Source organism: Sodalis sp. RH19, assembly GCF_047324215.1.
Classification (GTDB): Bacteria; Pseudomonadota; Gammaproteobacteria; order Enterobacterales; family Enterobacteriaceae; genus Acerihabitans.
This window is the reverse complement of record NZ_CP178734.1, coordinates 2,787,658-2,814,274: the sequence shown is the minus strand read 5'-3', so window position 1 is coordinate 2,814,274 and position 26,617 is coordinate 2,787,658. Positions and strand designations below refer to the sequence as shown.

At 56.0% G+C, this 26,617-nt stretch carries 26 protein-coding genes and 1 tRNA gene; 15 read left to right on the top strand and 12 right to left on the bottom strand.

Translation table 11 applies throughout. The features are described 5' to 3' along the window. Window positions 1-87: 87 nt before the first annotated feature. The 6 genes from rlmKL (at window position 88) to rmf (ending at window position 8,105) form a co-directional block, all read left to right on the top strand. Window positions 88-2,205, top strand: coding sequence for a bifunctional 23S rRNA (guanine(2069)-N(7))-methyltransferase RlmK/23S rRNA (guanine(2445)-N(2))-methyltransferase RlmL (gene rlmKL / locus ACL2XF_RS12820; protein ID WP_413728812.1), 2,118 nt, complete (start codon window positions 88-90; stop codon window positions 2,203-2,205). A gap of 5 nt (window positions 2,206-2,210) precedes the next feature. Then, window positions 2,211-4,130, top strand: coding sequence for an ABC transporter ATP-binding protein (locus tag ACL2XF_RS12815; RefSeq protein WP_413728727.1), 1,920 nt, complete (start codon window positions 2,211-2,213; stop codon window positions 4,128-4,130). A gap of 73 nt (window positions 4,131-4,203) precedes the next feature. After that, window positions 4,204-5,475, top strand: coding sequence for a membrane integrity-associated transporter subunit PqiA (pqiA, locus tag ACL2XF_RS12810; protein WP_410015879.1), 1,272 nt, complete (start codon window positions 4,204-4,206; stop codon window positions 5,473-5,475). Further along, window positions 5,462-7,102 carry an intermembrane transport protein PqiB gene (gene pqiB / locus ACL2XF_RS12805; RefSeq protein ID WP_413728726.1) on the top strand — a complete coding sequence of 547 codons (1,641 nt, stop codon included), beginning with the start codon at window positions 5,462-5,464 and terminating at the stop codon, window positions 7,100-7,102. The genes pqiA and pqiB overlap by 14 nt, the downstream gene beginning before the upstream one ends. Continuing rightward, entirely contained in the window at window positions 7,102-7,671 is a 570-nt protein-coding gene (gene pqiC / locus ACL2XF_RS12800; RefSeq protein ID WP_410016589.1) for a membrane integrity-associated transporter subunit PqiC, read from the top strand. Before pqiB ends, pqiC begins: the two co-directional genes overlap by 1 nt. A gap of 266 nt (window positions 7,672-7,937) precedes the next feature. Then, window positions 7,938-8,105 carry a ribosome modulation factor gene (gene rmf / locus ACL2XF_RS12795; protein WP_162364658.1) on the top strand — a complete coding sequence of 56 codons (168 nt, stop codon included), beginning with the start codon at window positions 7,938-7,940 and terminating at the stop codon, window positions 8,103-8,105. Between the two features lie 58 nt (window positions 8,106-8,163). Here the strand turns inward: rmf and fabA are convergent, their stop codons facing one another. Both fabA and ACL2XF_RS12785 read right to left on the bottom strand, forming a co-directional pair. Continuing rightward, window positions 8,164-8,682: a bifunctional 3-hydroxydecanoyl-ACP dehydratase/trans-2-decenoyl-ACP isomerase gene (gene fabA / locus ACL2XF_RS12790; RefSeq protein WP_410015877.1), complete on the bottom strand. Its 519-nt coding sequence runs from the start codon at window positions 8,680-8,682 to the stop codon at window positions 8,164-8,166. 64 nt (window positions 8,683-8,746) lie between these two features. Next, a complete protein-coding gene (locus ACL2XF_RS12785; RefSeq protein ID WP_413722402.1) occupies window positions 8,747-10,498 on the bottom strand; it encodes an AAA family ATPase in 1,752 nt (583 codons plus the stop codon). A 209-nt stretch (window positions 10,499-10,707) separates the two neighbouring features. Between ACL2XF_RS12785 and matP the strand changes: the two genes are divergently transcribed. After that, window positions 10,708-11,163 carry a macrodomain Ter protein MatP gene (gene matP, locus ACL2XF_RS12780; protein WP_410015875.1) on the top strand — a complete coding sequence of 152 codons (456 nt, stop codon included), beginning with the start codon at window positions 10,708-10,710 and terminating at the stop codon, window positions 11,161-11,163. Window positions 11,164-11,233: 70 nt separating this feature from the next. Here matP and ompA read toward each other — a convergent pair whose 3' ends face one another. Together ompA and sulA are read right to left on the bottom strand one after the other, a co-directional pair. After that, complete coding sequence (gene ompA / locus ACL2XF_RS12775) at window positions 11,234-12,316, bottom strand: porin OmpA (protein WP_410016588.1); 1,083 nt, start codon at window positions 12,314-12,316, stop codon at window positions 11,234-11,236. Window positions 12,317-12,667: 351 nt separating this feature from the next. Next, on the bottom strand, window positions 12,668-13,174 hold the full coding sequence (gene sulA / locus ACL2XF_RS12770; RefSeq protein ID WP_410015874.1) for an SOS-induced cell division inhibitor SulA: 507 nt from the start codon (window positions 13,172-13,174) through the stop codon (window positions 12,668-12,670). Window positions 13,175-13,383: 209 nt separating this feature from the next. Between sulA and ACL2XF_RS12765 the strand changes: the two genes are divergently transcribed. Next, window positions 13,384-13,989, top strand: coding sequence for a TfoX/Sxy family DNA transformation protein (locus ACL2XF_RS12765; protein ID WP_410015873.1), 606 nt, complete (start codon window positions 13,384-13,386; stop codon window positions 13,987-13,989). A gap of 43 nt (window positions 13,990-14,032) precedes the next feature. Here ACL2XF_RS12765 and yccS read toward each other — a convergent pair whose 3' ends face one another. Next, entirely contained in the window at window positions 14,033-16,150 is a 2,118-nt protein-coding gene (yccS, locus tag ACL2XF_RS12760) for a YccS family putative transporter (RefSeq protein WP_410015872.1), read from the bottom strand. A 32-nt stretch (window positions 16,151-16,182) separates the two neighbouring features. Continuing rightward, window positions 16,183-16,629, bottom strand: a complete 447-nt coding sequence (locus ACL2XF_RS12755) for a YccF domain-containing protein (RefSeq protein WP_410015871.1) — start codon at window positions 16,627-16,629, stop codon at window positions 16,183-16,185. A gap of 157 nt (window positions 16,630-16,786) precedes the next feature. Between ACL2XF_RS12755 and helD the strand changes: the two genes are divergently transcribed. After that, a complete protein-coding gene (helD, locus tag ACL2XF_RS12750) occupies window positions 16,787-18,841 on the top strand; it encodes a DNA helicase IV (protein WP_413728725.1) in 2,055 nt (684 codons plus the stop codon). Between the two features lie 47 nt (window positions 18,842-18,888). Here the strand turns inward: helD and ACL2XF_RS12745 are convergent, their stop codons facing one another. Then, window positions 18,889-19,347, bottom strand: coding sequence for a methylglyoxal synthase (locus ACL2XF_RS12745; protein ID WP_410015869.1), 459 nt, complete (start codon window positions 19,345-19,347; stop codon window positions 18,889-18,891). Window positions 19,348-19,526: 179 nt separating this feature from the next. Then, window positions 19,527-20,009, bottom strand: a complete 483-nt coding sequence (locus ACL2XF_RS12740; protein ID WP_413728724.1) for a DUF2057 family protein — start codon at window positions 20,007-20,009, stop codon at window positions 19,527-19,529. A 177-nt stretch (window positions 20,010-20,186) separates the two neighbouring features. On the opposite strand from ACL2XF_RS12740, the gene ACL2XF_RS12735 reads away from it, so the two are divergent. Continuing rightward, entirely contained in the window at window positions 20,187-20,600 is a 414-nt protein-coding gene (locus tag ACL2XF_RS12735; RefSeq protein ID WP_410015867.1) for a CoA-binding protein, read from the top strand. Window positions 20,601-20,711: 111 nt separating this feature from the next. Here the strand turns inward: ACL2XF_RS12735 and hspQ are convergent, their stop codons facing one another. Continuing rightward, window positions 20,712-21,029 (bottom strand): heat shock protein HspQ, encoded by a 318-nt coding sequence (gene hspQ / locus ACL2XF_RS12730; protein ID WP_413728723.1) that lies wholly within the window; start codon window positions 21,027-21,029, stop codon window positions 20,712-20,714. A 160-nt stretch (window positions 21,030-21,189) separates the two neighbouring features. Beyond that, window positions 21,190-22,380, bottom strand: coding sequence for a 23S rRNA (cytosine(1962)-C(5))-methyltransferase RlmI (gene rlmI / locus ACL2XF_RS12725; protein WP_413728811.1), 1,191 nt, complete (start codon window positions 22,378-22,380; stop codon window positions 21,190-21,192). Window positions 22,381-22,469: 89 nt separating this feature from the next. Between rlmI and yccX the strand changes: the two genes are divergently transcribed. Further along, entirely contained in the window at window positions 22,470-22,748 is a 279-nt protein-coding gene (gene yccX, locus ACL2XF_RS12720; protein ID WP_410016586.1) for an acylphosphatase, read from the top strand. 1 nt (window position 22,749) lies between these two features. Here the strand turns inward: yccX and ACL2XF_RS12715 are convergent, their stop codons facing one another. Further along, a complete protein-coding gene (locus ACL2XF_RS12715) occupies window positions 22,750-23,076 on the bottom strand; it encodes a TusE/DsrC/DsvC family sulfur relay protein (protein ID WP_410015866.1) in 327 nt (108 codons plus the stop codon). Window positions 23,077-23,187: 111 nt separating this feature from the next. Beyond that, on the bottom strand, window positions 23,188-23,847 hold the full coding sequence (gene yccA, locus ACL2XF_RS12710) for an FtsH protease modulator YccA (RefSeq protein ID WP_410015865.1): 660 nt from the start codon (window positions 23,845-23,847) through the stop codon (window positions 23,188-23,190). 242 nt (window positions 23,848-24,089) lie between these two features. Here yccA and ACL2XF_RS12705 point away from each other — a divergent pair. The 4 genes from ACL2XF_RS12705 to ACL2XF_RS12690 all read left to right on the top strand — a co-directional run bounded on the left by ACL2XF_RS12705 (window position 24,090) and on the right by ACL2XF_RS12690 (window position 26,566). Then, window positions 24,090-24,177: transfer RNA gene (locus ACL2XF_RS12705), tRNA-Ser, on the top strand. 367 nt (window positions 24,178-24,544) lie between these two features. Continuing rightward, window positions 24,545-25,468 (top strand): nitrogen assimilation transcriptional regulator NAC, encoded by a 924-nt coding sequence (gene nac / locus ACL2XF_RS12700; protein WP_410015864.1) that lies wholly within the window; start codon window positions 24,545-24,547, stop codon window positions 25,466-25,468. 224 nt (window positions 25,469-25,692) lie between these two features. Continuing rightward, complete coding sequence (locus tag ACL2XF_RS12695) at window positions 25,693-25,959, top strand: sigma-S stabilization anti-adapter protein IraP (protein ID WP_410015863.1); 267 nt, start codon at window positions 25,693-25,695, stop codon at window positions 25,957-25,959. A 313-nt stretch (window positions 25,960-26,272) separates the two neighbouring features. Then, entirely contained in the window at window positions 26,273-26,566 is a 294-nt protein-coding gene (locus ACL2XF_RS12690; protein WP_410015862.1) for a hypothetical protein, read from the top strand. Window positions 26,567-26,617: the final 51 nt, after the last annotated feature.

Below are 26,617 nucleotides of genomic sequence, written 5' to 3'. Positions count from 1 at the left end.
GAACACTCTGTTGGGCCAACTTTATGACAATGGGTCGGGATTAGCTATAATGCCCAACGATTTTTCTTTTTGATGATAAGTGACATGATGAACGCACTCTTTGCCAGTACGGCACAAGGTTTAGAAGAACTGTTAAAAAGCGAGCTGGAAGCACTGGGTGCGCTCGACTGTAAAATAGCCCTGGGCGGGGTGCACTTTCACGGCGACGATCGGCTGCTGTACCAAAGCCTGCTCTGGAGCCGCCTGGCTTCGCGCATCCTGCTGCCGCTGACCGATTTTGACGTTTTCAGCGATGATGACCTCTATCAAGGGGTGCGGGGTATCGACTGGCCGGCGATTTTTTCGGTGGATAAGTCCTTTGTCGTGCATTTCAGCGGCACCAATGAGGCTATCCGCAACAGCCAGTACGGCACTCTGCGGGTAAAAGACGCCATCGTCGACAGTTTCGCCGATGCCCTGGACCAGCGTCCGGACGTGGCCAAACAGCAGCCGGATATCCGCGTGCAGGTGTTTTTGCACCGCGACCATGCCATGGTATCGCTGGATCTGAGCGGCGGCGGGCTACACCAGCGCGGCTACCGCGACGGCGCGGGTCAGGCGCCGCTCAAGGAAAACCTGGCGGCCGCCATCGTGCTGCGCTCCGGCTGGCAGGCGGGCACGCCGCTGCTGGACCCAATGTGCGGCTCCGGCACCCTGCTGATCGAAGCGGCGCTGATGGCGGCGGATCGTGCGCCCGGCCTGCTGCGTCAGCAATGGGGCTTTTACGGCTGGCGCGGCCATAACGAATTCCTGTGGCAGGAAGTGCTGGACGCGGCGCGCGCGCGCGCCGCGGCGGGGGCCGGCGCCGTTTCACGCTTTTTTGGCTCCGACAACGATGCGCGCGTGCTGGAAAAAGCGCGCGCCAATGCCCGTCACGCAGGCATCGCCGATCTGATCACCTTCTCGGTTAATGATGTGGCTAATCTGGCCAACCCGCAGCCTGACGGCCCGACCGGCACGGTGATCAGCAATCCGCCCTATGGCGAGCGGCTGGAAAGCGAGCCGGCGCTGATCGCGTTGTATAATCTGCTCGGGCGCATCATGAAAAGCCGGTTCGGCGGCTGGCGGCTGTCGCTGTTCAGCGCGTCGCCGGTATTGTTAAGCGCGCTGCAATTACGCGCGGAGCGTTCGTTTAAAGCAAAAAACGGCCCGCTGGACTGCGAGCAGAAAAACTACCTGCTGGCCGAGACGCCGAACGTGGCGGTAGCCCGCGACATCGCGCCCGATTTCGCCAACCGGCTGCGTAAAAATATCCGCGGCCTGGAAAAATGGGCCGCCAAGCAGCATCTGGATTGTTATCGTCTTTATGACGCCGATTTGCCCGAATATAACGTCGCCATCGATCGCTACAGTTCATGGGTGGTGATCCAGGAGTATGTGGCGCCAAAAACCATTGAGCCGGAAAAAGCGCGCCAGCGACTCTACGACGCCATCTCGGCGACCCTGTCGGTGCTGGATATCCCCGCCAGCCAACTGGTGGTGAAGGCCCGCGAGCGGCAGAAAGGCAAAAGCCAGTACGAGAAGCTGGCGCAGAAGGGCGAATTTCTGCTGGTGGACGAATATGACGCCAAACTCTGGGTCAACCTGACCGATTATCTGGATACCGGTCTGTTCCTCGATCATCGCATCGCGCGTAAAATGCTGGGCGAGATGAGCCGCGGCAAGGATTTCCTCAACTTGTTCGCTTATACCGGCAGCGCCAGCGTGCATGCGGGCATCGGCGGCGCGCGCAGCACCACCTCGGTGGATATGTCGCGCACTTATCTGGAATGGGCGGAAAAAAACCTGCGCAGCAATGGGCTGGTCGGCAAGCAGCATCGCCTGATCCAGGCTGATTGCCTGTCCTGGCTTGAACTGTCGCAGGAAACCTTCGATCTGATTTTTATCGATCCCCCCACGTTCTCCAATTCAAAACGCATGTCTGAAAGCTTCGACGTGCAACGGGATCACCTGATGCTGATGAAAGATCTGAAAAGATTGTTACGCCCGGGCGGCACCATGATGTTCTCCAATAATAAACGCGGTTTCCAATTGGATGCCGAAGGATTACAGGCCCTCGGCCTGAAGGCGCGGTCCATCACCGAGCAAACACGCTCCCAGGACTTCGCCCGTAATCGCCATATTCACAACAGCTGGCTGATAAGCCATGCCGATCAGGATCAATAAACGCCATGTCATTAATCAGCCTTTCCGGCGCCTGGCTATCGTTCAGCGATGCGCCGTTGCTGGATAATACCGAGCTTCATATAGAACGTAACGAACGCGTCTGCCTGGTCGGGCGCAACGGGGCGGGCAAATCTACCCTGATGAAAATCCTCAGCAAAGAAGTGCCGCTGGACGACGGGCAACTGATTTTCGAGCAGGATACCATCGTTGCCCGCCTGCAGCAGGATCCCCCGCGCAACGTGAGCGGCAGCGTGTATGATTTCGTCGCCGAGGGCGTGCAGGAACAGGCGCAAACGCTGAAGGCCTACCATGCCGTTTCCCATCTGGTGGAACAGGATCCCAGCGATAAAAACCTGATGGAAATGGGCCGTCTGCAGGAGATCCTTGACCACCAGAATTTATGGCATCTGGAAAAACGCATCAACGAAGTGCTGGACCAGCTGGGCCTGACCGCCGATACCGAGCTGTCGGCCCTCTCGGGCGGCTGGCTGCGTAAAGCGGCGCTCGGCCGCGCCCTGGTCTGCGAGCCCCAGGTCTTGCTGCTGGATGAACCGACCAACCATCTGGATATTGAAACCATCGACTGGCTGGAAACCTTCCTGAAAAGTTTCCCCGGCAGCATTATTTTCATTTCCCATGACCGTTCGTTTATCCGCAATATGGCGACGCGCATTGTCGATCTGGATCGCGGCAAGCTGGTGTCCTGGCCAGGCAATTACGACAAATACCTTGAAGGCAAGGAAGAAGAGCTGCGGGTACAGGAACTGCAAAACGCCGAGTTTGACAAGAAACTGGCGCAGGAAGAAGTGTGGATCCGCCAGGGCATCAAGGCCAGGCGCACCCGTAACGAGGGCCGCGTGCGCGCGTTAAAGGCGCTGCGCAATGAAAGAAGCGAACGGCGCGAGGTTATCGGCAGCGCCAAGATGCAGGTGGAGGAAGCCACCCGCTCGGGTAAAATCGTCTTTGAAATGGAAGATGTCAGCTATCGCCTGGCGGATAAAGTCTTGGTCAGCGGCTTCAGCGCCCAGGTACAGCGTGGCGATAAAATCGCCCTGATCGGCCCTAACGGCTGCGGCAAGACCACGCTGTTAAAACTGATGCTCGGCCAACTGCAGCCGGACAGCGGACGCATCCACTGCGGCACCAAGCTGGAAGTGGCTTATTTTGACCAGCATCGCGCCGAACTGGATCCCGAACGCACGGTCATGGACAACCTGGCCGAAGGTAAACAGGAAGTGATGGTCAACGGCCGTTCGCGCCATGTGCTGGGTTACCTGCAGGATTTCCTGTTTCACCCCAAGCGCGCCATGACGCCGGTAAAAGCCTTGTCCGGCGGCGAGCGCAACCGGCTGCTGCTGGCCAAATTGTTCCTCAATCCCAGTAACCTGCTGATTCTGGATGAACCGACCAATGACCTGGACGTCGAGACGCTGGAACTGCTGGAAGAGATGATCGACGGCTACCAGGGCACGGTGCTGCTGGTCAGCCATGACCGTCAGTTCGTGGACAACTCGGTGACCGAATGCTGGATTTTTGAAGGGGAAGGTCAAATCAGCAGCTTTGTCGGCGGCTATTTCGACGCCCAGAACCAGCGTCGCAATATGCGCTCGCTGCGCGCCGCGCCCGCCCATGCCGAAAAAAATCGCGTCGCCGAGGCGCCAAAGCCGCTTAATGCGAAGCGCGTCCCCGCCAAATTGAGTTATAACCTACAGCGTGAGCTGGACATGTTGCCGCAGGAGATTGAACGCCTGGAGCAGGAAATCAATGCCCTCCAGGCCGAAATGGCGGACGCGGATTTTTTCAGCCAGCCGCACGAAAAAACTCAGGCGGTGATTGCGCGCATGGCCGGCGCCGAACAGGCGCTGGAAACGGCCTTTGCCCGCTGGGAAGAGCTTGAAGCGTTAAAGAACGGACCAAAAGAGTGACATGAACCCGATCGGGAACGATGGGAATCCCGATCGGGCCGCCAAACGGCATCGGTGCTATGAGGAGAAATGCATGTGTTCTGCCGTCCATCACCCTAAGTACGTGCTTTGTCCGCATTGCGATCTCCTGGTGGCTCTGCCGGAATTGACCGACGGCCAGAAAGGCGTCTGTCCCCGCTGCGGCAATACCCTGATAAGCCGCTGGTCCAACCCGCGCCTCCAGCCGGTGATGTTTGCCATCAGCGCGCTGATAATGCTGGTGCTGGCCAATTTATTTCCTTTCGTCAATATGAAGGTGTCGGGCATCGGACGCCAGATTACCCTGCCGCAAATCCCCGGGATCATGGTGGCTGATCATTTCGCCAGCCTGGCCAGCCTGTTCCTGTTGTTTGTCCAGCTCATCCCCGCGGTATGCATGGTCGCCATCATCCTCCTGTGCCTTGGATTTCCCCTGTCGTTTCGTCTGAAGGCTTTCCTGGCCAAGTCGCTGTTCGCCCTGCGCGCCTGGGGCATGGCGGAAATTTTTCTGGCGGGCGTGCTGGTCAGTTTTGTCAAGCTGATGGCCTACGGCGATATCGGCGTAGGCATCAGCTTTCTGCCGTTTTGCCTGTTCTGCCTGCTGCAGCAGCGGGCATTCCAATGCATCGATCAGCGCTGGCTATGGGATAACATCATGCCGGCGGTGTCGCCGGTGACCAGGGTGCGCCCGGGGGTCGGCGGCCTGGCTCAGGGGATCCGCGCGTGCAGTTGCTGCACCCTGATCCTGCCCGCCGGACAGCGTACCTGCCCGCGCTGCCGTACCCGTGAGCACGCCAGGCGGCATAACAGCCTGCAGTGGACCATGGCGCTGCTGGTGACCTCCATCATGCTGTATATCCCGGCCAATATCCTGCCGATCATGATAACCGAAGGCTTGGGCAGCAAACTTAACTCGACGATTATCGCCGGGGTGATCATCTTGTGGGATGACGGTTCCTATCCGGTGGCGATGGTGATTTTTATCGCCAGTATCATGGTGCCGACCCTGAAAATGATCGCCCTGGCCTGGCTGTGCTGGGATGCGCGCGCGGACAGAGGCCGGCGCGACAGCGAGCGGATGCATTTTCTCTATGAAATCGTCGAATTTGTCGGCCGCTGGTCGATGATTGATGTCTTTGTGATCGCGGTGCTGTCCGGGCTGGTGAGGATGGGGCAGTTAATGAGTATTACACCGGGCATCGGCGCGGTGTTATTTGCCATGGTGGTGATGATAACCATGTTTGCCGCGCAGATGTTCGACCCGCGTCTTATCTGGGATCGGACCGAAAGTAAAAACCAAAAGGAGTCTTCCGTTGACGGACAATAAGTACGACGTCGCCCAGGTGGAGAAAATCAAGCGCTGGTCGCCGGTATGGATCATTCCGATCGTGACGGTGTTGATAGGCGCGTGGATCCTCTATTACCACTTCAGTCACCAGGGTAAGGTCATTACCCTGACCACTACCAGCGCGGAAGGTATCGAGGCCGGCAAAACCGCCATTAAAAGCCGCAGCGTCGACGTCGGCATGGTGGAAAGCGTGGTGCTAAGCGATAACCTGCAGCAGGTGGAAATCAAAGCCCGCATCAATAACGGCATGGAAAAGCTGTTGCGCCGCGATTCCGCGTTCTGGGTCGTCAAGCCACAGATTGGCCGCGAGGGCATCTCCGGCCTGGGAACCCTGTTGTCCGGGGCCTATATCCAGCTGCAGCCCGGCGCCAACGCCGAGGACGCCGACACCTTTAATCTGCTTGACTCGCCGCCGCTGGCCTCGCCGGATGCCAAGGGTATTCGCGTCGAGCTCGACAGCGACCAGTCCGGGCAGCTCAATGCCGGCGATCCGGTGCTGTTCCGCGGCTTCAGGGTTGGCACGGTACAAACCAGCTACTTCGATCCGCAACAGCGCAAAATGCGCTACCAGCTGTTTATCAGCGCGCCCTACGACAGCCTGGTAACCACCAACGTGCGTTTCTGGAAAGACAGCGGCGTGGCTTTTGATATGTCCGCCCAGGGAATGCGGGTGGAGATGGGGTCGCTGACCACCCTGTTCAGCGGCGGCGTGAGTTTTGACGTACCCACCGGCTGGGATCTGGGCGATCGCGCGACTGAACACCAGTCCTTCCAGCTGTTTGATAATAAGAACAGCATCTCGGATTCGCTGTATACGGTGCATAAGGATTATCTGCTGTTCTTCAATGATTCCGTCCGCGGCCTGCAGCCTGGCGCGCCGGTCGAGTTTCGCGGCATCCGCCTGGGCACCGTCGCCCAGGTGCCGTTCCTTGAGACGGCGATCAAGCAGGCTATCGATGATAATTACCAGATACCGGTGCTGATCCGCATTGAACCAGACCGCCTGGCCGGCAAACTGGGCGACAAATTTGATATTAATTCCCGCATCAAGGAAGCCGGCGAGCACGGGCTGCGCGCCTCGTTAAAAAGCGCCAGCCTGCTGACCGGCTCGCTGTTCGTCGATCTTGATTTTTATCCGCAGGCCAAGCCCTGGGACGGCGAAAAAGTCGTTAACGGTTATCCGGTGCTGCCGACCACCAGCGGCGGCCTGGCGCAAATCCAGCAGAAGCTGATGCTGACTCTTGATAAGATCAATAGCCTGCCGCTCAACCCGATGATTAATGAAGCCACCAGTACCCTGGCGCAAAGCCAGAGTACCCTGCGCGAGCTGCAAAAGACGCTGAAATCGGTGAACCAGATTACCGGGAGCCAGTCGATGCAGCAATTGCCGCAGGATATGCAGCGTACCTTGCGCGAACTGAACAGCAGCATGAGAGGGTTCCAGCCCGGTTCCCCGGCCTACAATAAAATGGTGGATAATATGCAACGACTCGATCAGGTTCTGCGGGAACTGCAGCCGGTATTGCGCACGCTGAACAACAAGAGCAACGCGCTGGTGTTCGAGGCCGATAGCGGCAAAGATCCGAAGCCGAAGAGGGCGAAATGATGAGAAAAGGGATTCTGCTGGCGCTGGCGTTATTGCTGGCCGCCTGCGGCGGCAACAGCGACAAGCATTATTACCAACTGCCGGTCGCGGCCCAGGACAACGCCGGGCAGGGACTGCCGTCCGCCGGCGTCACGCGGCATATATGGCTCTCCCGGGTTAACGTGTCGGATTATCTGGCCGGCAGCGGCGTAGTCTACCAGCAAAGCGACGTGCGTTACGTCACCGCCAGCAATAACCTGTGGGCCAGTCCGTTGGAGCAGCAATTGCAGCAAACCATGATCGCCCATTTAAGCAATCGGCTTCCCGGCGTGCTGGTGTCCGCAAGCCAGGGGCAGGGAGATCAGGATACGCTGGAATTCAACGTCACCGGTTTTCACGGCCGTTACGACGGGCGGGCGGTTATTCAGGGCGAGTGGGTATTGACGCATAATAGCCAGGTGACCCGCCACCCGTTCATCCTGACGCTGAAACAGGACCAGGACGGCTATGACGCCCTGGTCAGGACCTTGGCGCAGGGCTGGCAGCAAATCGGCCAGGAAGCGGCCGCACAAATTTCCCGGCTGCCTTAATAACAAAACGTTCTAAAACCAAAACGCGCCTCGGCAGGTTAAGATTCCTTAACTCTCCAGGCGCGCAGTTCAGCCGGTTTTCAGTAGCTTAAGCTGCCTGTAACCGCCAACTTTGCAGGCAAAATGTGCCCATTATGCATTTTTGGTATGACGCTTTTGTGAAATGCTGCGTTGATTTCTTACTCTTTTATCGCTAAAGATAAAGGGTAATTGCAGAAATGTGATTACCGTTTTCTTTCCACCAAACAAGATGAGGGAAACACGGCATGAAGAGACAAAAACGAGATCGCCTTGAACGCGCACATTCACGTGGTTATCAAGCGGGATTATCCGGACGCTCAAGTGAGATATGTCCTTTTCAGTCCCTGGATGCACGGTCTCACTGGTTGGGAGGTTGGCGAAAAGCCATGGAGGACAGGTCGGTGACGTTGTAAGCCACTTGTCAGCAAAGGAATTGACCTCCGCTTTCGCGGAGGTTTCATATCCAGGCGCTTAGAATGCGCCGGTATCTTTAAACAGACCGACTTTCAAATCGCTTGCGGTGTATATAACCTGACCATCGCACAGCAGTTCGCCATCCGCAAGACCCATCACCAGGCGACGGTTCACTACCCGACGGAAATGAATACGATAAGTGACCCGCTTAGCGCTGGGCAGCACCTGGCCGGTAAATTTCACTTCGCCCACGCCTAAGGCGCGGCCTTTGCCTTCACCGCCCAGCCAGCCGAGGTAAAATCCCACCAACTGCCACATGGCGTCGAGCCCCAGGCAGCCGGGCATCACCGGGTCGCCGATAAAATGGCAACCGAAGAACCACATATCGGGATGGATATCCAATTCTGCTTCGACGTAACCTTTATTATGGCTGCCGCCGTCTTCGGTCATTTTAACCACGCGGTCCATCATCAGCATGTTTCCCGCGGGAAGCGGCGGGCCTTCTTTACCGAATAATTCCCCGCGGCTACAGGCAAGCAGGTCTTCTTTTGTATATGAGTCGCGTTTATCTACCATGTTATCCAAACCTTTATTAATGAATCACGCACATTAACCAACATCCTTACCCGGGACAAGTCCATCAGCTCTGATTGAACCAGTTAAGCCAGCGGAATCCCCAGGGTAAACGCAGGCGTTCGTGCTGATTAATATAAGCGATGCGCTCGCGTATTGAAGCAATCAGATTGGGCTTCTGCTCGTGATCGTAGGGGATCCCGGTCAGCAACTCCAACGCCTCATCAATGGTCTCCACCGGCCAGATATGGAATTGCTCATTCCGCACCGCTTCGACCAATTCTTCGTGCAGACACAGATGGCGCACATTGGCGGCGGGAATAATCACGCCGTGCGAACCATCAAGCCCGCGGCTCTCGCACAGGGCAAAGAAACCTTCGATTTTTTCATTCACGCCGCCGATGGGCTGGACGCGGCCAAACTGATCCACGGATCCGGTAACGGCAATCTGCTGCACTATCGGTTTGCCGGACAGGGCGCTTATCAGGGCGCTCAATTCCGCCAGCGACGCGCTGTCGCCGTCCACTTCACCGTAGGATTGCTCAAACACCAGCGACGCGGAGAAGGGCAACTGCTGGTCCAGTTCCAGGGACGCCATCAGGAAGGCCTGCATGATCATCATGCCTTTGGCATGAAGATTGCCGCCGAGCTCGGCCTTACGTTCAACATCGTTGATTTCGCCGTCGCCGAGATGGACTACGCAGCTGATGCGCGAGGGCTCGCCAAACGGCAGGGGATGGCCCGGGAAATCCAGCACCGACAGCGCATTGACCTGGCCGACCATGGCGCCCTCGGTTTCAACCATGATCTGTCCTTCCGATATCTCATCCTGCATGCGCTCGGTAAGATAACTTTCACGCCAGATCCGGGTCCGGTTGCTGTTATACAGGGCCTCGGCGGTGATGGCTCCCTGCTCGCTATACAGCACCGCTTCCCTGAAACGCCGGGTCAGCCAATGCGGGCAAAGCGGCAGTTGGTACTGATCGCCGCTGTAGCGCACCGCCTGCCTGACCATTTCCGGCCAGGCGTCAGGGGTCAGCTGCGGCAGCGCCAGGGTGCGCAGCAGGCTGTTGACGTAGGCGCACCAGTTTTGCATATCCTCGGCCGCCAGGATCTTTACGTCGGACTCAAATTCGGCATACAACGCCAGTTTGGTCAGATCGGGTTCCAGATCGTTCAGGTCGGCCAGCGACTCGCGATCGCCAATGATCACCAGGCGCAGATCGAGCGGCATCGACGGTATGGACACCGGCAGCGGACGGGTTTCGTCCAATGCCAGCCAGTCGAAACGCTGCTGCAATATCATCTGCTTGAGACGCAGCCACATTAACGGCTGGCTGGCCAGGGCCTTGGCGCCCAGCACCAGCACCCCGCCATTGGCTTCATGCATCTTGCCCGGCTGCAGATCAAGTACGTCGCGGTAGCACCTGACGCAGCCGAATAACTGCTCATGTTCAATCCAGGGCTGGTACAGCCCCCTGGCGCGCCCGGCAAAATTATCGTCGCGCCGGGTGGCGGGCTGCACTGTCACGCCATTACCCGTAATGACATACCGGCTGCCGATAACGCTTTCGCCCTGGGGCAGCAGCTGTTTAACCGTCTCGGTGATTAACTGGAAATATTCCTCATCTTCCTGCGCGGTAAGCAGCAGAAAACGGCTCGGCGAGCGGGAGTGGCAAAATTGCGTCAGGCCGTCCATCAAACGAGGCTGCAGCACATCCATGGGTGCTGGCAGTGGCTGGGAGGGTTGGGCAAACACCGCTTCGAAAGGCGAAAGCTCGGGAATTAAATATTTCCATTCTAATTGTTTAATGGTCAAGGTAATCGGTAACGTCGCTAAACAGGGAAACGGGGATTATACAAGAATTCCCCTCTCCGAGTCTCACGCATCTTGCATTCATCGGCGATTCAGGGAAACTTGTCGCCGTGTATGATTAAAAAATAGGCGGAATGAAACGAATGTTAGAAATTTTACGCGCGGAACTGCTATTATCGGTCTAACGTTACACGGTCACGGGTGGGCGATATATGAAATACCAGCAGCTTGAAAATCTGGAAACCGGATGGAAATGGACCTATCTGGTAAAAAAACATCGTGAAGGTGAACGAATCACCCGGCATGAAGAAAATAGCGCGGCGGAGGAAGCGGTCGCCACCTTGATGCTTTATGAGCATCAACCGGACAACATCGTTCTCTGGATCCGGGAGAATATGAATCCTGCGCTCGACAACCGGATGAAGCAGACGATACGGGCAAGACGCAAACGTCATTTCAACGCCGAGCATCAGCACACGCGCAAAAAATCCATCGACCTGGAATACCTGGTATGGCAACGGTTGGCGGCCCTGGCGCAGCGGCGGGGTAAAACCCTCTCGGAAACCATTGTTAACCTGCTGGAAGATGCCGAGCGTAAAGAGAAATACGCCACGCAGATGTCTTCCCTGAAAGAAGATTTGAAAGCCATCCTGGGTGAAGAGGGCTAGCGGGGAAATAGGGTGGGACGGACAATAAAAAACCCCGCCAGGCGGGGTTTTTTTATGAAGCTGACAACACTTAAGCCTGCGGCTGTGTTACCACTTCTTTGATACCTTTCACTTCGATTTCTACGCGACGATCCGGTGCCAGGCAGTTGATCAACGCTGCACGCGGTTTCACGTTATCGCAAGTATTGCCGGTGACGGGGTTAGATTCGCCCATGCCACGTGCGGAAATCTTGTCGGAAGGGATACCCTTGGATACCAGGTAGGTCACTACGCTTTGCGCACGAGCCTGAGACAGTTTCTGGTTGTATTGTTCAGAACCGATACGGTCGGTATAGCCCAGAACGACAACAGAACCGTCTTTAGGATCCATCGAGCTCAGCTGGGAATACAGCTGATCCAGAGCCTGCTGGCCTTCAGGTTTCAACTGAGATTTGTTGAAGCCGAACAGCACGTCGGAACGCAGGGTAAAGTGTTTGGTCTGGACAACAGGAGCCGGTGCAGCGGCAGGAGCCGGTGCAGGAGCGGCAACTTCATCTTGACCGAAACGGTAGGAAACACCTACGCTCACGAGAGCATTGTCAGGACGGGCGCCAACGGTACCGGCATCACCGATATTGTTGGTCCACTGGTATTCCAGACGGGTTGCCCAGTTTTTGGTTACTGCGTATTCAAGACCTGCAGCCGCCAACGGAGAAACGCCAGTGTCGTTGTCGCTCAGACGACCACCGGCTCCATTAGCATAGTTAGCTTTGGAGTCAGCACGCCATACCATACCACCCAGACGGGTATAGATATCCAGGTCATCGTTAAGCGGGTAGCTCAGTTTAGTGGTCAACTGAATGCCCTGGGCTTTAAATGCACCGTTATCAACGCTGCCTTTATAGGCCATACGACCCAGCCAGTCATAACCCAGTTCAAACCCTAAGTAAGGGTTAGCCTGGTAACCAACAAAAGCACCTGCGCCGATTTGATCGTTGCGGGTTGGGCCATTGCCGATGCGGCTGTCATAACCGTTACCGTAGAACCCGGTATCGTGATACTGGGACCAGCCCAGTTTACCACCGGTGTACCAGGTGTTGTCTTTCGGAGCGGCTTGCGCTACGGTCGCGAAACCCGCCAGTGCCACTGCAAGTGCGATAGCTGTCTTTTTCATTTTTTGCGCCTCGTTATCATCCAAATAGGCAATGAGCTCTTAAAGCTAATTTAAATATTCCATTGCCAGTGTCCATGCTCTGGGTTTGTACATCGCCCTTAAAAGGCGTTATAGAGCAGCCCTGGCGAATTAAAGTCTACAACGAAGTAGGAAACTTACAAGTAAGATGTAGTAAGCCGCTAATAAAAAACAGCGTTTCATATAGGCTTTATTGATGATAGGGACGAAAAAAGTGATATCGCTTTAGGCGCCGTTGCGGGCGGGGAACCGCGTATATACTGGATTGTTCTGAGTTACAGGGGCGGAAATCACAAGATGCGACGCCCCTAATGAGATTAATCTTAAATTTACTTAATGATACAAAGTAGAATGAATCTTTAAGCCTGAAAACTGTCCAGATTTCCGGCAAACCTCATTTTGCGGGTACATGATGAACCCATAAGTGCCGCCATGCTGCGCTGCGTCACGCAGGCGAATTTTCTCATCCGCCGTCAATTCCGTCGGAAACCAGCCCAAAATGACGCTGTAATTTCCCGTCCAGAGTGCTTTCTCCATGGCGGCGACGGTATCGAACGCGGTGCGATGGCGCAACTGCACCATTTTTTCCAGGGGCAGGCCCGACTGTTCAAGCCAGGGGCGGCTCAATCTGCGAGACGACGTAAGCCAGAGCAGCCAGCGCGACTGCGTGCCCAGCAGACGCAGCAACGGCAACAGAATATTCCCCACAACCGGCTGATCCTCGAAATAAACCACTTCGCTGATAAAACCCTGCTCCGGACGGGCCGTCGTGCTGTCGATCGGCTGTTCACCCTGGCTTGGCTGCGTCCGAGAAGAATTGGCATGGTATTGAGTCTGCATTTTGTGTCCGCCCCTGTGTCACTGTATAAAAACACAGTATAGTGGTTTGGCGCGAAAATCAATCAAAAATTTAATGACCTTCGCAGAATTGCCACTTAATGATCGTCGCGCTGAGATTAAGTTGAAAACCGCTGGGAAAATACCGTATTTTTATGGGCTGTTGCGAATTTTGAGTAAGGAATCTCGCGGTCCACAACAAGGAGAAGTTCATGGAAGTACTACATAAATGCCGCATTGCACAGGCTAAAAACTGCTTTTCTCCCTTGGGGGATATTTCCACCCGTTCACAGTTCGGCGGGTACAGCATCGCCGCCGATAAAATCATGTTCGGCCTGATTCTGGACGGCGAACTGTACCTGCGCGGCACCCGGCAAAGCGAGCATATCTACCTCGGGCAGGGAATGAGCCGGCTGATTTATACCAAACGGGGCCTGCCGGTGGCGCTTAACTATTATCACGTCGATGAACGCCTGTGGGAAGACGTACACACGCTGCTGGACCTGGCGCGCCGCGCCATCGACGAGGCCAGGCAGGAAACGCGCATCAAGGCGGCCAGCTTGCGGTTAAAGGATTTGCCCAATATCGGGCAGGGTATAGAGCGCCTGTTATGGAAGGCCGGTATCAGGGATATCGATGCCTTGCGCTATTACGGCGCCAAAAGCAGCTATTTGAAACTGCGTAAAATCAAGCGGAACCTGGGCGTCACCGTGCTGCTCGCGCTGGAAGGGGCATTGTCCGGGCGCCACTATGCCGCGTTGCCCCAGGTCCAGCGCAGCGAGCTTCTGGACTGGTTTTCACGGCTCCCCTGCCGCTAGCAGCCGGTTAATGCATGCCGCCCGGCGGCGGCATGCGGCGCTATCACTGTTTTTCTATGTGCTGTTTACGCTCAATCAGTTCCGGCAGCAAATCAAGCAACAGGCTGATTTGCTGCAAAACCAGCTGTTCCCTGGCTTCCGGGTCCGGCAACAGCCGCTGGATGCGCGCGATAAGCCGTTCCCGTTCCTGTTCCACCCGCTGCGCGAAATGCTCCTGGCATTGCAGCGCATCGTCCACATAACAGACGGCATCGTCCAGCACCGCCATCAGCGCCGGGTCAACAATGCGCTCCCGGTGCGCGCCAAGCGTCGAGATGTAGCTCAGCAGGGTGTGATTCAGGCACAACAGGCGAAACGCCGACTCCAGCAGCTCGCTGCGGGTTCTCGGCTCCGCCGCCATATTGGATACCACCGAGGCCAGCTCCGCGTCGCGGTTATGGGCATCCCGCCGCGCTACGCGGTATTCCAGGCGGTTATCCCTGCCCTGATGATACTGCACCAGAATGGCGTCAAGGTAGCGGCAGTTGGCCGCGAGGCTGTTGTTCACCACCACCGGCAGGCGGCGAAAACGCCAGTCCGGCCAGATAAAGCTGACCGCGGCCCAGGCGATGGCGCAGCCGACAAAGGTGTCGAACACCCGCGGCACCGCCACATCGAATCCCTCGCCCAGCAGGTTAAAACACAGCATCACCAGCAGGGTGATAAACATGGTCGCCTGGGCATATTGCACGTTGCGAAAGGCAAAAAACAGCGTACCGCTGACCACGATCAGGATCAGTTGACCTTCGATGGACGGGACAAAATAGAGGATCGGCAGGCCGATAAGGATACCCGCCAGCGTGCCGATTATCCTTAACGCCAGCCGGCGACGCGTCGCCTGGTAGTTGGGTTGGCAGACGAACAGGCTGGTCAGCAGGATCCAATAGCCGTAACGCATCCCGCTGAGCTGGATAAAGGCATAACCGACGCACAGCACCAGCGACATGCGCACGGCATGGCGAAACAGCGCCGAGTCCGGGCTCAGGTTGCGGCTGATGCGCATGCGGATATCGCTCCAGCCGGTCAGCTTATCGTCGGCCAGATTGTTCTCTTCCGGGCTGTTGCGGGCAACCGCCTGTTCCGACTCAATGGTGGACAACTGCGCGTCGATAGCGCGCAGGTTGTTCAGCAGATGTTTCAGCGCTTTTATCTGGCTGGGCGCCACGACACGGCCGATGGCGGCATCCAGATGACTGAAGGCGCGTTCGAAACGGCTGTCGTGCTGGTAGGTCTGGTGCAGCAGGATCGATTGTGATAGGGCTTCGCAGGCGCGCGCCTGCATCGCCAGCAGCCGCTGGAAGCGGAATAGCACGTCGCTGTAACGCAGCTGTTCGCGCAATTGCCGGTATTGCACATGGGACGAACTGGCCCGTTCATGAATATCCTGGGCCACAAAATAATAATGCAGCGTACGGCGGGTGCCGCGCTGGCCGCGATCGCCGCGCAGCCGGGTCAGTAGCGACGCTTTGGTTTGATTCAGCGCCTGCACCAGATTGCCGTTCGCCATCGCCACCTCGATAAGCGCGTCGTCGTCGTCTTCGGTATCCGGGTCGAACAGGTTGGCCTTGGCATCAAGATAGTGCGCCAGGTGGCTATAACAACGGGCCAGGTTATCCTGCAATGGCCGGATGGGAAACAGCAGATGGCCGAACAAGGTCAGCAGGTTGTACCAGATGGCGCCCGTCAGCAGTAACGCCGGCTGCAGATACCAAGTCTGGTACATGGCGGCCCCCAGCATGGTATACACGGCGATCAAGAGCGCGCCGAACGCGATGGTGGCGTAACGCTGTCCTAGTGCGCCCAAAAGAATAAAACCGCAGGTGGAGCCGGCCAGGCCGATACCGAATAGCCAGGGATAAGGAAACAACAGTTCAATCGATACCGCGGCGATGAAAAAACTCACCAGGGTGATAAGCAGATTGCGCAGCCGGCCGCTTAGGCGATCGTCGAGATCCGCCAGCGCCGCGGCAACCACGCCAAGGGTAAGGGGAATGGTGAGCGTGGCCATATCCAGCCACCACGGCAGCGCCGCCGCGCCGCTCAACGCAATAAAAATCCGCAGGTTGTAGCGCCAGCGGCTGCTGAAGGCAAAACGCCGCAAGCCCGGTGCAAATGTCAGCACACTGTATCCCACACTCTATCCTTATGATGGCTTCAACGGTAGAAACGGCGGTCCGGATGCGCGCGCAACTGCTCCGCAAGCTCGACGGGAACCACACGGCGTCCCACCGGCCATAGGGCGATAACGGCCAGCTTAAAATTGGCGATGCCCGGGGGAATGCCGATAATCGTCAGGCATTGCGCAATGCCGGTAAGAATATGCGACAGGCACAACCACCAGCCGAACAGGACAAACCACACCACGTTAAGCAGCGTGCCGCCCGATGACAGTACCGCGCTGCGGTTTTCCGGATAAAGTTCATCCACATGCACGGCGGTATTGCCGAAAGGCAGCAGGGAGAGTTTGGTTATCTCCCAGCAGGAGCGGGTAAAAGGCAAGCTGAAGATCAGCACCACGCTGAGCACGGTGGCCAGAAGCCACGCCAGCGTGGTAAAAAAACCACCTAAAACAAAGTTCAGAATATTAAGTAAAGTACGCATAGTCCCCAAAGTGTCAATTCACAATTCTGTTATTAAAACCGTTTATCCCGACAGGATAACGGTTATTCTACCCTGATTTCCAGGCTGGAGCAGAACAAGTTAAAATGGGTACACTACGTCCCGACGCATAAACGATACGGAACCCGGGCATACCTTTATGGAACTGAAATCCACCTCGTTCGGCAAGCACCTCGCCCAGCATCCCTACAACCGGGTGCGGCTGCTCCATGCCGGCGTCGAGGTCAGCGGCGATAAGCATCAATACCTGATTCCTTTCAACCAAATCGTCGCCATCCATTGCAAGCGGGGTATCGTCTGGGGAGAACTGGAGTTTGTGCTGCCGCAGGACAAGGTGGTGCGCCTGCATGGCACCGAATGGCAGGAGACGCAGCGCTTTCACCATTATCTGCAGAAGGCCTGGCAGGAATGGAGCCGCGAGATGAGCGGCATCTGCGCCACCGTCCTGCATCAGCAGATCACCGCCATCGAGCAGGCGACCTCCCGGGACAGCTGGTTTGCGCTGCATCAACTGGCGGCTTTGCAGGAAAGTATTCGTGAAGCCTTCGCCGCGTTGCCGCTGCCGGTAACGCGCCTGGATGAGTTCGAACCCTGCCGCGCGTCTTATCACCGCTGTCTGGCGTGGCTGGAGCAGGGGCCGGCAATGGTGGCGCAGCGCAACCAGCAGTGGAGCGAAAAAATGCTGATAGCGCATCAGGATTTTTTCAATACCGTGGAAAGCTCGCCGCTGAACCTTGCCCAAAGCCGCGCCGTCATCAATGGCGAAAACGCGTTATTGGTATTGGCAGGGGCGGGCAGCGGCAAAACCTCGGTGCTGGTGGCGCGCGCCGGTTGGCTGTTGCGGCGTCAAGAAGCGTTGCCGGAACAGATCCTGATGCTGGCATTCGGCCGGCAGGTGGCGCGGGAAATGGACGAGCGCATCCGGTCGCGATTGCAGGTTGACGGGGTCAAGGCCTGGACTTTCCATGCCCTGGCGTTGTTTATCATCCGCCAGGGCAGTAAAAAGGCCCCGGTGGTAAGCGCATTGGAAACCGATACCCTGGCGCGGCGCAAATTACTGGTCGCCCATTGGCGTGAACAGTGCGCGCAGAAAAAGGCGCAGGCGAAAGGATGGCGGCAATGGATCGCCGATGAACTCGGTTGGGAAATTCCCGCGGACGATTTTTGGCACGATGAGCGCCTGGCCCAGCGCCTGGCGGTGCGGATAGAGCGCTGGATAGGCTTGTTGCGCATGCACGGCGGCAGCCAGGCGCAAATGATTGAACAGGCGCCGGAAGAGATCCGCGATCTGTTTACCAAACGTGTCCGGCTGCTGGCGCCGCTGTTAAAGGCCTGGAAGCAGGCGCTCAAGGACGAGGGCGCGGTTGATTTTTCCGGCCTGATACACCAGGCGGTGGATATTTTGCAAAAAGGCCGCTTTATCAGTCCCTGGAAACATATCCTGGTGGATGAGTACCAGGATATCTCGCCCCAGCGCGCGCGACTGCTGGACGCGCTGTATCAGCAAAACCGCAGGACGTCCCTGTTTGCCGTCGGCGACGACTGGCAGTCCATCTATCGGTTCAGTGGCGCCGAGCTTGCCCTGACCACGTCCTTTGGCGAGCGCTTTGGCGCAGGCGCGCTGTGCGCGCTGGATACGACCTACCGTTTTAACCAACGTATCGGCGAAGTGGCCAATGCGTTTGTGCTGCAAAATCCCCATCAGTTGAAAAAACCGCTTAACAGCCTTGCCAAGGGGACCAAAAAATCGGTGATGATTCTGCCGGGCGACGCCCTGGATGCGCTGCTGGACAAGCTCAGCGGCTACGCGCGCCCCGATGAGCGGATCCTGGTGCTGGCCCGTTACCACTATCTGCGCCCGGCGCAGCTGGATAAAGCCGCCACCCGCTGGCCGACGCTGAATCTTGATTTCATGACCATCCACGGCAGCAAAGGGCAGCAGGCGCAGTATGTGATTATCCTGGGATTGGCGCAAGGTAAGGACGGCTTCCCCGCGCCGGCGCGGGAATCTGTGATTGAACAGGCGCTGTTGCCGCTGCCGGAAGATTTTCCCGACGCCGAGGAACGCCGCCTGTTATATGTCGCCCTGACCCGGGCAAAAGAGCAAGTATGGCTGCTGGCGGATAATGAACATCCGTCGCCCTTTATCGATGAGCTGGCGCGCCTGGGCGTGCCGAAGGCCAAAAAACCCTAACCGTGGGACCAGGGGCGCCCGGCTGGGGGATGGCCCTGGCCCGTGCCTTATTGTAAACGTTCCGTCAGGTAACGCTGGTAATCCGGGATCTCAATAGTGATTTCCCCGCTGAAGAGTGCCGAGCTGATAAGCAGGTCGGCGGTGGAGCGGTTGGTGGCGACCGGGATATTCCACACCGTGGCCAGGCGCAGCAGCGCTTTAACGTCCGGGTCGTGGGGCACGGCGTTCAGCGGGTCCCAGAAAAAGATCAGCACATCGATTTTCCCTTCCGAAATCAGCGCGCCCACTTGCTGGTCGCCCCCCATTGGGCCGCTGAGCATACTGTGCACCGGCAGGCCGGTGTTGCGCTGCACCAGGTTGCCGGTGGTCCCCGTAGCGTAAAGAATATGCTGCGCCAGCAGATCCTTATTGATTTCCACCCAGTTCAGCAGCGACTGTTTACAGTGATCGTGCGCCACCAACGCAATATGCTTACGTACGGCGATGGTGCGGTTAATTGACTCCATTTCCTGTCCCTTCAATAGAATAGTCTGTCTATAGACTACTGAAACTCCGTTTCACTGCAAAGCGGTAAACCGGCATTACGATAAAATAAACCCTGGCCCGGATATATCGTGCCGGACCGGCCTTGGGCGCGCCCGGGGCCAGGGGAAGACAACCTTATCCGCGGTTAGCGCCAATGGCGCTACGGGGACGCGTCCGGCTGTGGCTCCCGGTTAAGATTGTAACCACGCAGGGCGTCCAGCAACGCCTCCCGATCGGCGATAAGCCGGCTGAACGTGGCATCAATGGCGTCACCGTTCTGATCAATCAGCCGCATTAGCGGCTGGCGGCTGAAACGGTCGCGTTGCTCGGGTGTGGCCAGGGGCGGCAGTTGGAAGGTTAATTGCCGGGCATTGCGGGTGTGGAACTGGACAACAATATAAGGTGAGGTATAGGCATGCCGGCTTGCCGTGGCCGCAGACCCCCGGTCGCTGACGGTGAGCACCAGTTGATGGCGGCCCCGCGCCAGCTCCAGGCTGTCGGCGCCCCGCAGCAGCGTGCTGCCAATGGGCGAGCCGTCGACAATCAATAACTCAATCTCCGCGGGCAAACGCAGCGTCGTCGCCAGGACCGGGAAAACGGCAAACAGGCCGATCCCGAGAACGAGGGCGATCAAGAAACGCATTCTCTCTCCTTACTACAGCGCTGGCTTCATGAAGCGGAACTGATTAGCGGATAATAATGTTTTTGTATCATTTAGTCACAAATAATTTTATTTTGAAATCATTATACCGGTTCGTTTTATCTAAATTTTTGTGCCTTGGTATACACTTAACTCAATAAATGCAACCGGAGAAGCCTCATGACCGATAGTGATATTGCCGATATTCTGACTTCTGTAAAGACTATTGCCTTGGTGGGCGCCAGTGATAATCCCGCCCGGGCCAGCCACGGCGTCATGGCGTATTTACTCCAGCAGGGATATCAGGTGTTCCCGGTTAACCCGGCGCTTGCCGGCGGGGAAATCCTGGGCCAAAAGGTCTTCGGCAGCCTGGCGGAGATTCCGGTCAAGGTGGATATGGTGGATGTGTTCCGGCGTTCGGAAGCGGTCTATGATCTGACCCAGGAAGCCATCGCCATTGACGCCAAGGTACTCTGGATGCAATTGGGCGTGATTAACGAGCAGGCGGCGGTGCTGGCGAAGAATGTCGGCATGAAGGTGGTGATGGATCGCTGCCCGAAAATTGAAATCCCGCGCCTGGGATTGGCAAAATAGACACCGGTTTTTTCAGCGCCATGGAATGTGCGGCTGCTTGCAGCGCAGCACCGCCTGTAAGCGGCTGACTGCGGCAACGGCGGGCGGGGCGGCCCGCCGCAAGCCGCTGGGTCAGTTTCTCAGCCGGGGCGCCTGGAGCTGTTGGCGGATAGATTCCGCCAGTTCGTCCAGGGTGGGCTGTTCGGGATGTACCGGCGTCGCCTCGTACCCCAACTGGATTTCAGCCAGGTAGGTATGGACCGGCTTTCCTTCCTCGTCCTCCATAACCACATGGTACCAGGGCGCGGAACGCAGCTTATCGTCAGCCGCAATTTCATCCAGAGAAGGTTTTTCCAATGAGTATTCAGGATCGACATCAATGACAACGCCTAAATATCCCAATAACTTATGACGAACCTGTTGTCCGATTCCAAATTTGCTGGCTATCATATCAATCCCCCGCGATGTAGTACCTGCGCGGCATAGTGTAGCGTTCTCAACAATGCCGCGAAATGCGCCCGGTATGGCGTCATGGTAAGTGCCTAAATACCGCCTTATCTTAAATATGGGGGATAAGTGGGCGATTTCAAGGGGGGACGCGCTAACGCCATCAAATGACGCGACAGGCAAATCCTTTCAAATAGAGTCCTTCAGGGTAGGGCGCCATGACCGGATGGTCGGCCGCCTGGCGAAACTGCTCGATAAACTGCATATCCCGGTGGGCATCCAGCGCGGCGTCGGCGATGATTTTCTGGAACAGATCGGTGGTCATCAGGCCGGAACAGGAAAAGGTTAATAAAATGCCTTCCGGCGCCAGTAATTGCATAGCCAGCATATTAATATCTTTATAACCGCGACAGGCGCTGGCCAGCTGGTTTTTATTTTCAACGAATTTGGGCGGGTCCATGATGATCATATCGAATTGCCGTCCCTCCTCGCGATATTTACGCAGCAACTGAAACACATCTTCACGGACAAATTCGGCTTTATCCACGTCAAGATGGTTGAGTTCAATATTGCTTTTAGCGATATCCAGCACGTGTTGGGACGTATCGACGCTGGTGACCTGCAGGCAGTCCCCCAGCAGTACCGACACCGAAAAGGCCCCGGTATAGGAAAAACAATTCAATACCCGCCGGCCGGCGGCATATTTACGTGCGGCCAGACGGCTATCACGCTGATCAAGATAAAAACCGGTTTTATGTCCCTGCGTGATATCCACCAGGATCGCCATATCATGCTCGCTAATGGCCAACAGTTCCGGCGGTGTCTCGCCGACAATCACCCCGCTGGCTAATTCGAGGCCCTCTTTTTTCCGTACCGAGACATCGGAACGATCGTAAATAGCGCAATCGGGGTAACAACGTTGCAGCGCCAGCGTCAGCGTCGGCCGGTGATACTCCGCGCCGGCCGACAGCAGCTGCAAGACAAAAAAACGGCCGTAGCGATCGATAGTAATGCCCGGCAGGCCGTCGGATTCGCCGGCTATCAGCCGATAAGCATCCAGCCCATCCCTGGCGGCCAGCCTGGTGCGAAAATCCTGGGCAACATTCAGGCGGCGGACAAAAAACTCGACATCGATTTCTTCGTCGGCGACAAACGTCCAGACGCGGGCGCGGATTTGCGAGGATGGCGAGTACGCCGCCCGGGCCAGCCAGTTGCCCTTATCATCACAGATATCGATGGTTTCGCCAGACTGGGGTTTGCCTTCCAGGCGGTGGACGGCGCCGGAGAAAATCCAGGGGTGGCGGCGGAGCAGTGATTTTTCACGGCCTTTGGCCAGGAAAAGACGTTTTGTCATCATAAGGTATACTAAACCTGAGAAATGGAGCGCCATTTTGCGAATAAGCGCAGTCAATTGCAAACATTAGCCGACGCGAGGGGGAAATGATGGACAAGGTATGTACCGCCGTTTACGTCTATGGTGTAGTGCAGGGCGTAGGGTTTCGCTACTCAACCCAGCATCAGGCAAGACAACTGGGTCTCTCGGGTTATGCCCGCAATCAGGACGACGGCGGCGTCGAAGTCATGGTCTGCGGTGAACCGGCGCAGGTGGAAAAACTGCTGGCGTGGTTAAAACAGGGAGGGCCGCGCGGCGCGCAGATCGAGCGTATCCTGACCGAGCCGAAAAACGCCGTCGATTTTAACGGATTCCAAATCCGTCATTGATTCAGATGCAGTTGACCGGTTTAGGCAATCCGGCGATTTTGGTTGCCTGCTTGGCCGGCCCCTGCGGAAATAACCGGTACAGGTAGCGGCTATTGCCTTTCTCTTCGCCGTATTTCTGCCCCATGGCTTTGACCAGCATCCGGATGGCGGGGGAGGTATTATATTGCAAGTAGAAGTCGCGCACGAAATGAATCACCTGCCAATGGGCTTCCGTCATCTCGATGTGTTCCCGCAAGGCAATCTCCCTCGCCAGCGCCTCATGCCAATCCGCGCTGTTTTTCAAATAACCCTGCGTATCGGTCGCTATTTCCACGCCATTAAACTGCATCACATCTTCCCGTTATCAATAAACGATTGCGCATCCATAATAACAAATTTTGTTCTGTTGAAAAACAAAACCCCGCCGAAGCGGGGTATCGGGAAGGGGCCGTGCCAGCGGTCAATTATTGCGCATAACGCCAAGAATGCTCAGCAAGCTGACGAAAATATTGTACAGCGAGACATACAGGCCCACCGTCGCACGGATATAGTTGGTTTCGCCGCCGTGGATGATATTGCTGGTTTCCCATAAAATGGCACCCGACGAAAACAGGATAAACAGCACGCTTATCGCCAGGGACAACGCCGGAATTTGCAGGAACAGATTGGCGATTACCGCCACCAATAGCACCACGAATCCCGCCATCATCATGCCCGACAGGAACGACATATCCTTGCGGGTGGTCAGGACATAAGCGGAACAGGCAAAAAAGACCAGCGCGGTGCCGCCCAGCGCCACCATGATCACGTCGCCGGCGCCCGAGCTAAGAAGCATGCTCAGCAAGGGACCCAGCGCATAACCCAGGAAACCGGTAAACGCGAAAGCCGCCACGATTCCCGCCGGGCTGTTAGCCAAGCGGTAGGTCAGGAACATCAGGCCATAAAACCCGACCATCATCAGGATAAGGCCCGGCGCGGGTAATTGCAGCAATGTGCTGGCGGTGGCCGTCAATGCCGAAAAGCCCAACGTCAACGACAGCAGGAAATAAGTATTACGCAGCACTTTGTGTGTGCTTAATAGCGAATGCTCACGCGAGTTTGTCGCGACCAAACGATCCATGGGATAGCCTCTTAGGGTGTATTGACAGGTATTCGATTGTCAGATTAATAGGTTGCCGGCGCCCGGCAAAATCGTTTTACCCTTCTTTACGCTGCGGACGCGGGCGGCGGCGGCTTACCGCCCGGCGATGCGTCAAAAGACTATAAAATACTCTCCCGCATCATTATGGATGAAATTTCAAGCGATTGGATCAAAACGCGCTTTACAACAGAAACGACTCTGTTTATAGTTCGCCTCGTTGCGGAGGAGTGGCCGAGTGGTTGAAGGCACCGGTCTTGAAAACCGGCGACGCGCAAGCGTTCTAGAGTTCGAATCTCTACTCCTCCGCCATCTTTCCCTGTATTTTCCGCCCCATCCCAAACACTATCCCAATACAATACCAGGCAGTCCGGCCTCCTGCGGCGCAATACTTATTTTCCGGACTTACCATGCGTCCTTGTCCGGCGCTAGGCGTTGTTATGGTAATCAAGGGGGATGCCATGCGTCTTTATGGTGCACAGGCACGATGCAAACGGGCTGCAACCCTGCCGTCCCGTCCGGAGAAGCGCGCTAAAAGAAGACAGTGTTCGCCATAACTTATTCTTATTTAACTGTAAACTTTGCTTAATGGTTAAATTTAAGTAAAACGATATTTTTTGGTCTGCTTCTTGCATTAATTCTCTTCGTTAGTTATGGCAAAGCTGCGACGGAGGCAGAAATGAATTTAAGACGACTAAAATACTTTGTGAAAATCGTCGATATCGGTAGCCTGACACAGGCGGCGGAAGTCCTGCATATTGCACAACCCGCGCTAAGTCAACAAGTTGCCACGCTGGAAAGTGAACTCGACCAGAAATTGCTGGTGAGGACCAAACGGGGGGTAACGCCCACCGAAGCCGGCAAAATTCTTTATTCGCATGCCCGGGCTATTTTACAACAATGCGAGCTTGCGCAAAAAGCCGTCTGCAACGTTGACCAAACCTTGAATGGGCAAGTTTCCATCGGCCTGGCGCCGGGTACGTCATCTTGTCCGCTTATCATGCCTTTGTTGCAATCCGTCAGAGACCAATATCCGCAGTTAACGGTCTATCTGCATGAAAATAGCTCTACGGTGCTGAATGAAAAGGTGAGTAGCGGGCATCTGGATTTAGCTGTTCATTATGACCCGGCCATTTATTCAGGCATTAATAGCCTGCCGTTGCTAAAGGAAGATCTGTATTTGGTGGGCACCCAGGACAATCCTGGCAAAAGTATCGAATTGCACGATGTCGCCAGCCGGCAATTGTTCCTGCCATGTGATTTTTCGGCTATCCGCAAACGCGTGGATGAGGCTTTCTCCTTAAGGCGCCTGAGTGCGAAAATCATCGGTGAAATAGATTCCATCGCCACATTGACCGCAGCGGTGGCCAGCGGCATGGGCGCGGCGGTACTGCCAGAATCCACCGCCTCGGCCGTAGTGCGTTCGGCGAACGCCTGGATGTCGCGGATCGTCAGCCCTGGTTTGCCTTTACCCCTCACCTTGAACATGTCGTCGCGCTTGCCCCTTTCCCCTTCGGCTACTGTGGTCAAGAATCTGCTGACGTCCCTGGCGACTTCCGCAAAACCCGCCCAGGAAAAACAGGCATTGCTGCTGGCCAGCTAGCCTGAGTTGACCTAGGCAGCCACAACGAAACGGTCACCCGGGTATCAACGGGTGCCGTTTTTTTTTACCGGTTATCCACATCACGCGTGTCCTGGACGCTATGCTGTCCACTATCAATATTTGCTTGATATAAATTAATCTAATCAATTAATATGCTAAAAAATGCGAGCCGCTTTAAACGTTATTAAAGCGCGCTCGCACCCGATTTCATTAAAGGAACCCTAATGAACAGCTTATTGTCCCAATTGCTGATCACGCTTGCCCAAAAAGAAGCGGCGGAAAAAGAACTGCACGCCACGGTTGAATCGCTGGAAATATTAGTCGCCGCGCTGATTTCAGCCCTGGCGCCGGCTCAAAAAAAGGATGTTATCACCACGGTGGAAACAGCCCTTGACGAGATGCGGCAACGAACGGATATTGCCTACAAATCCGATCTTGATCTGCTCGGCAGCAATATCGAGCGCATCACGGCCGTGGCAAAACGTCGTTGACAGCGCACGGTTTTCAGAACCAACCGGCATTCACTTTGTGTCTGGCGTTATATTTTTTTATATATAGCGCTATGGGGGCCCTCGCCCATCAGCCCGCTTGTGTTGCCGCCAGAAGCCGATAAAACGAGGGTTTTCTTCAGGGAAGAAATATTTTTCACTATTTAAAGTACTATTTTTAGAGAGATATTATAAATTGTTTTTTTGAGCGAGCATTCCTGGCCCTGACGAATATACTATTTTTAAGATTGAGATAATTATTGGGTCTTGCGAATAGGCCGCTCAGCTGTAGTTTTTCATTAGTAGGTTGATAATTATGAAGACACTAGGGTTAATCCTCGAAAATGCACTGGAAGAAATCTGCGCGGGTAAAAAATTGTTTCTCCCCGAAGCCGGTACTCAGGAAGCAATGGACGCCTTTCAGTCGATAGCCAAAGCTATCAGTTATGCGGACAGTGAAGGATTGGTGGAACATTGCCAGTTTGGCATTGCCGATTTTACGGAGCGATTAACCTTTTCCAAGGTGCTGGTGGCAGGCGGTATAACAGAGCTGGGCTATGAGTTTTTGCGCAAGCGTTACGACAGCGACCGCCAGCAGAAAGTGAGTTAATGCCGTTGCTGGTTAGGTTACCCGTTTGCAAAACCACCAGGGCCAGCTGGT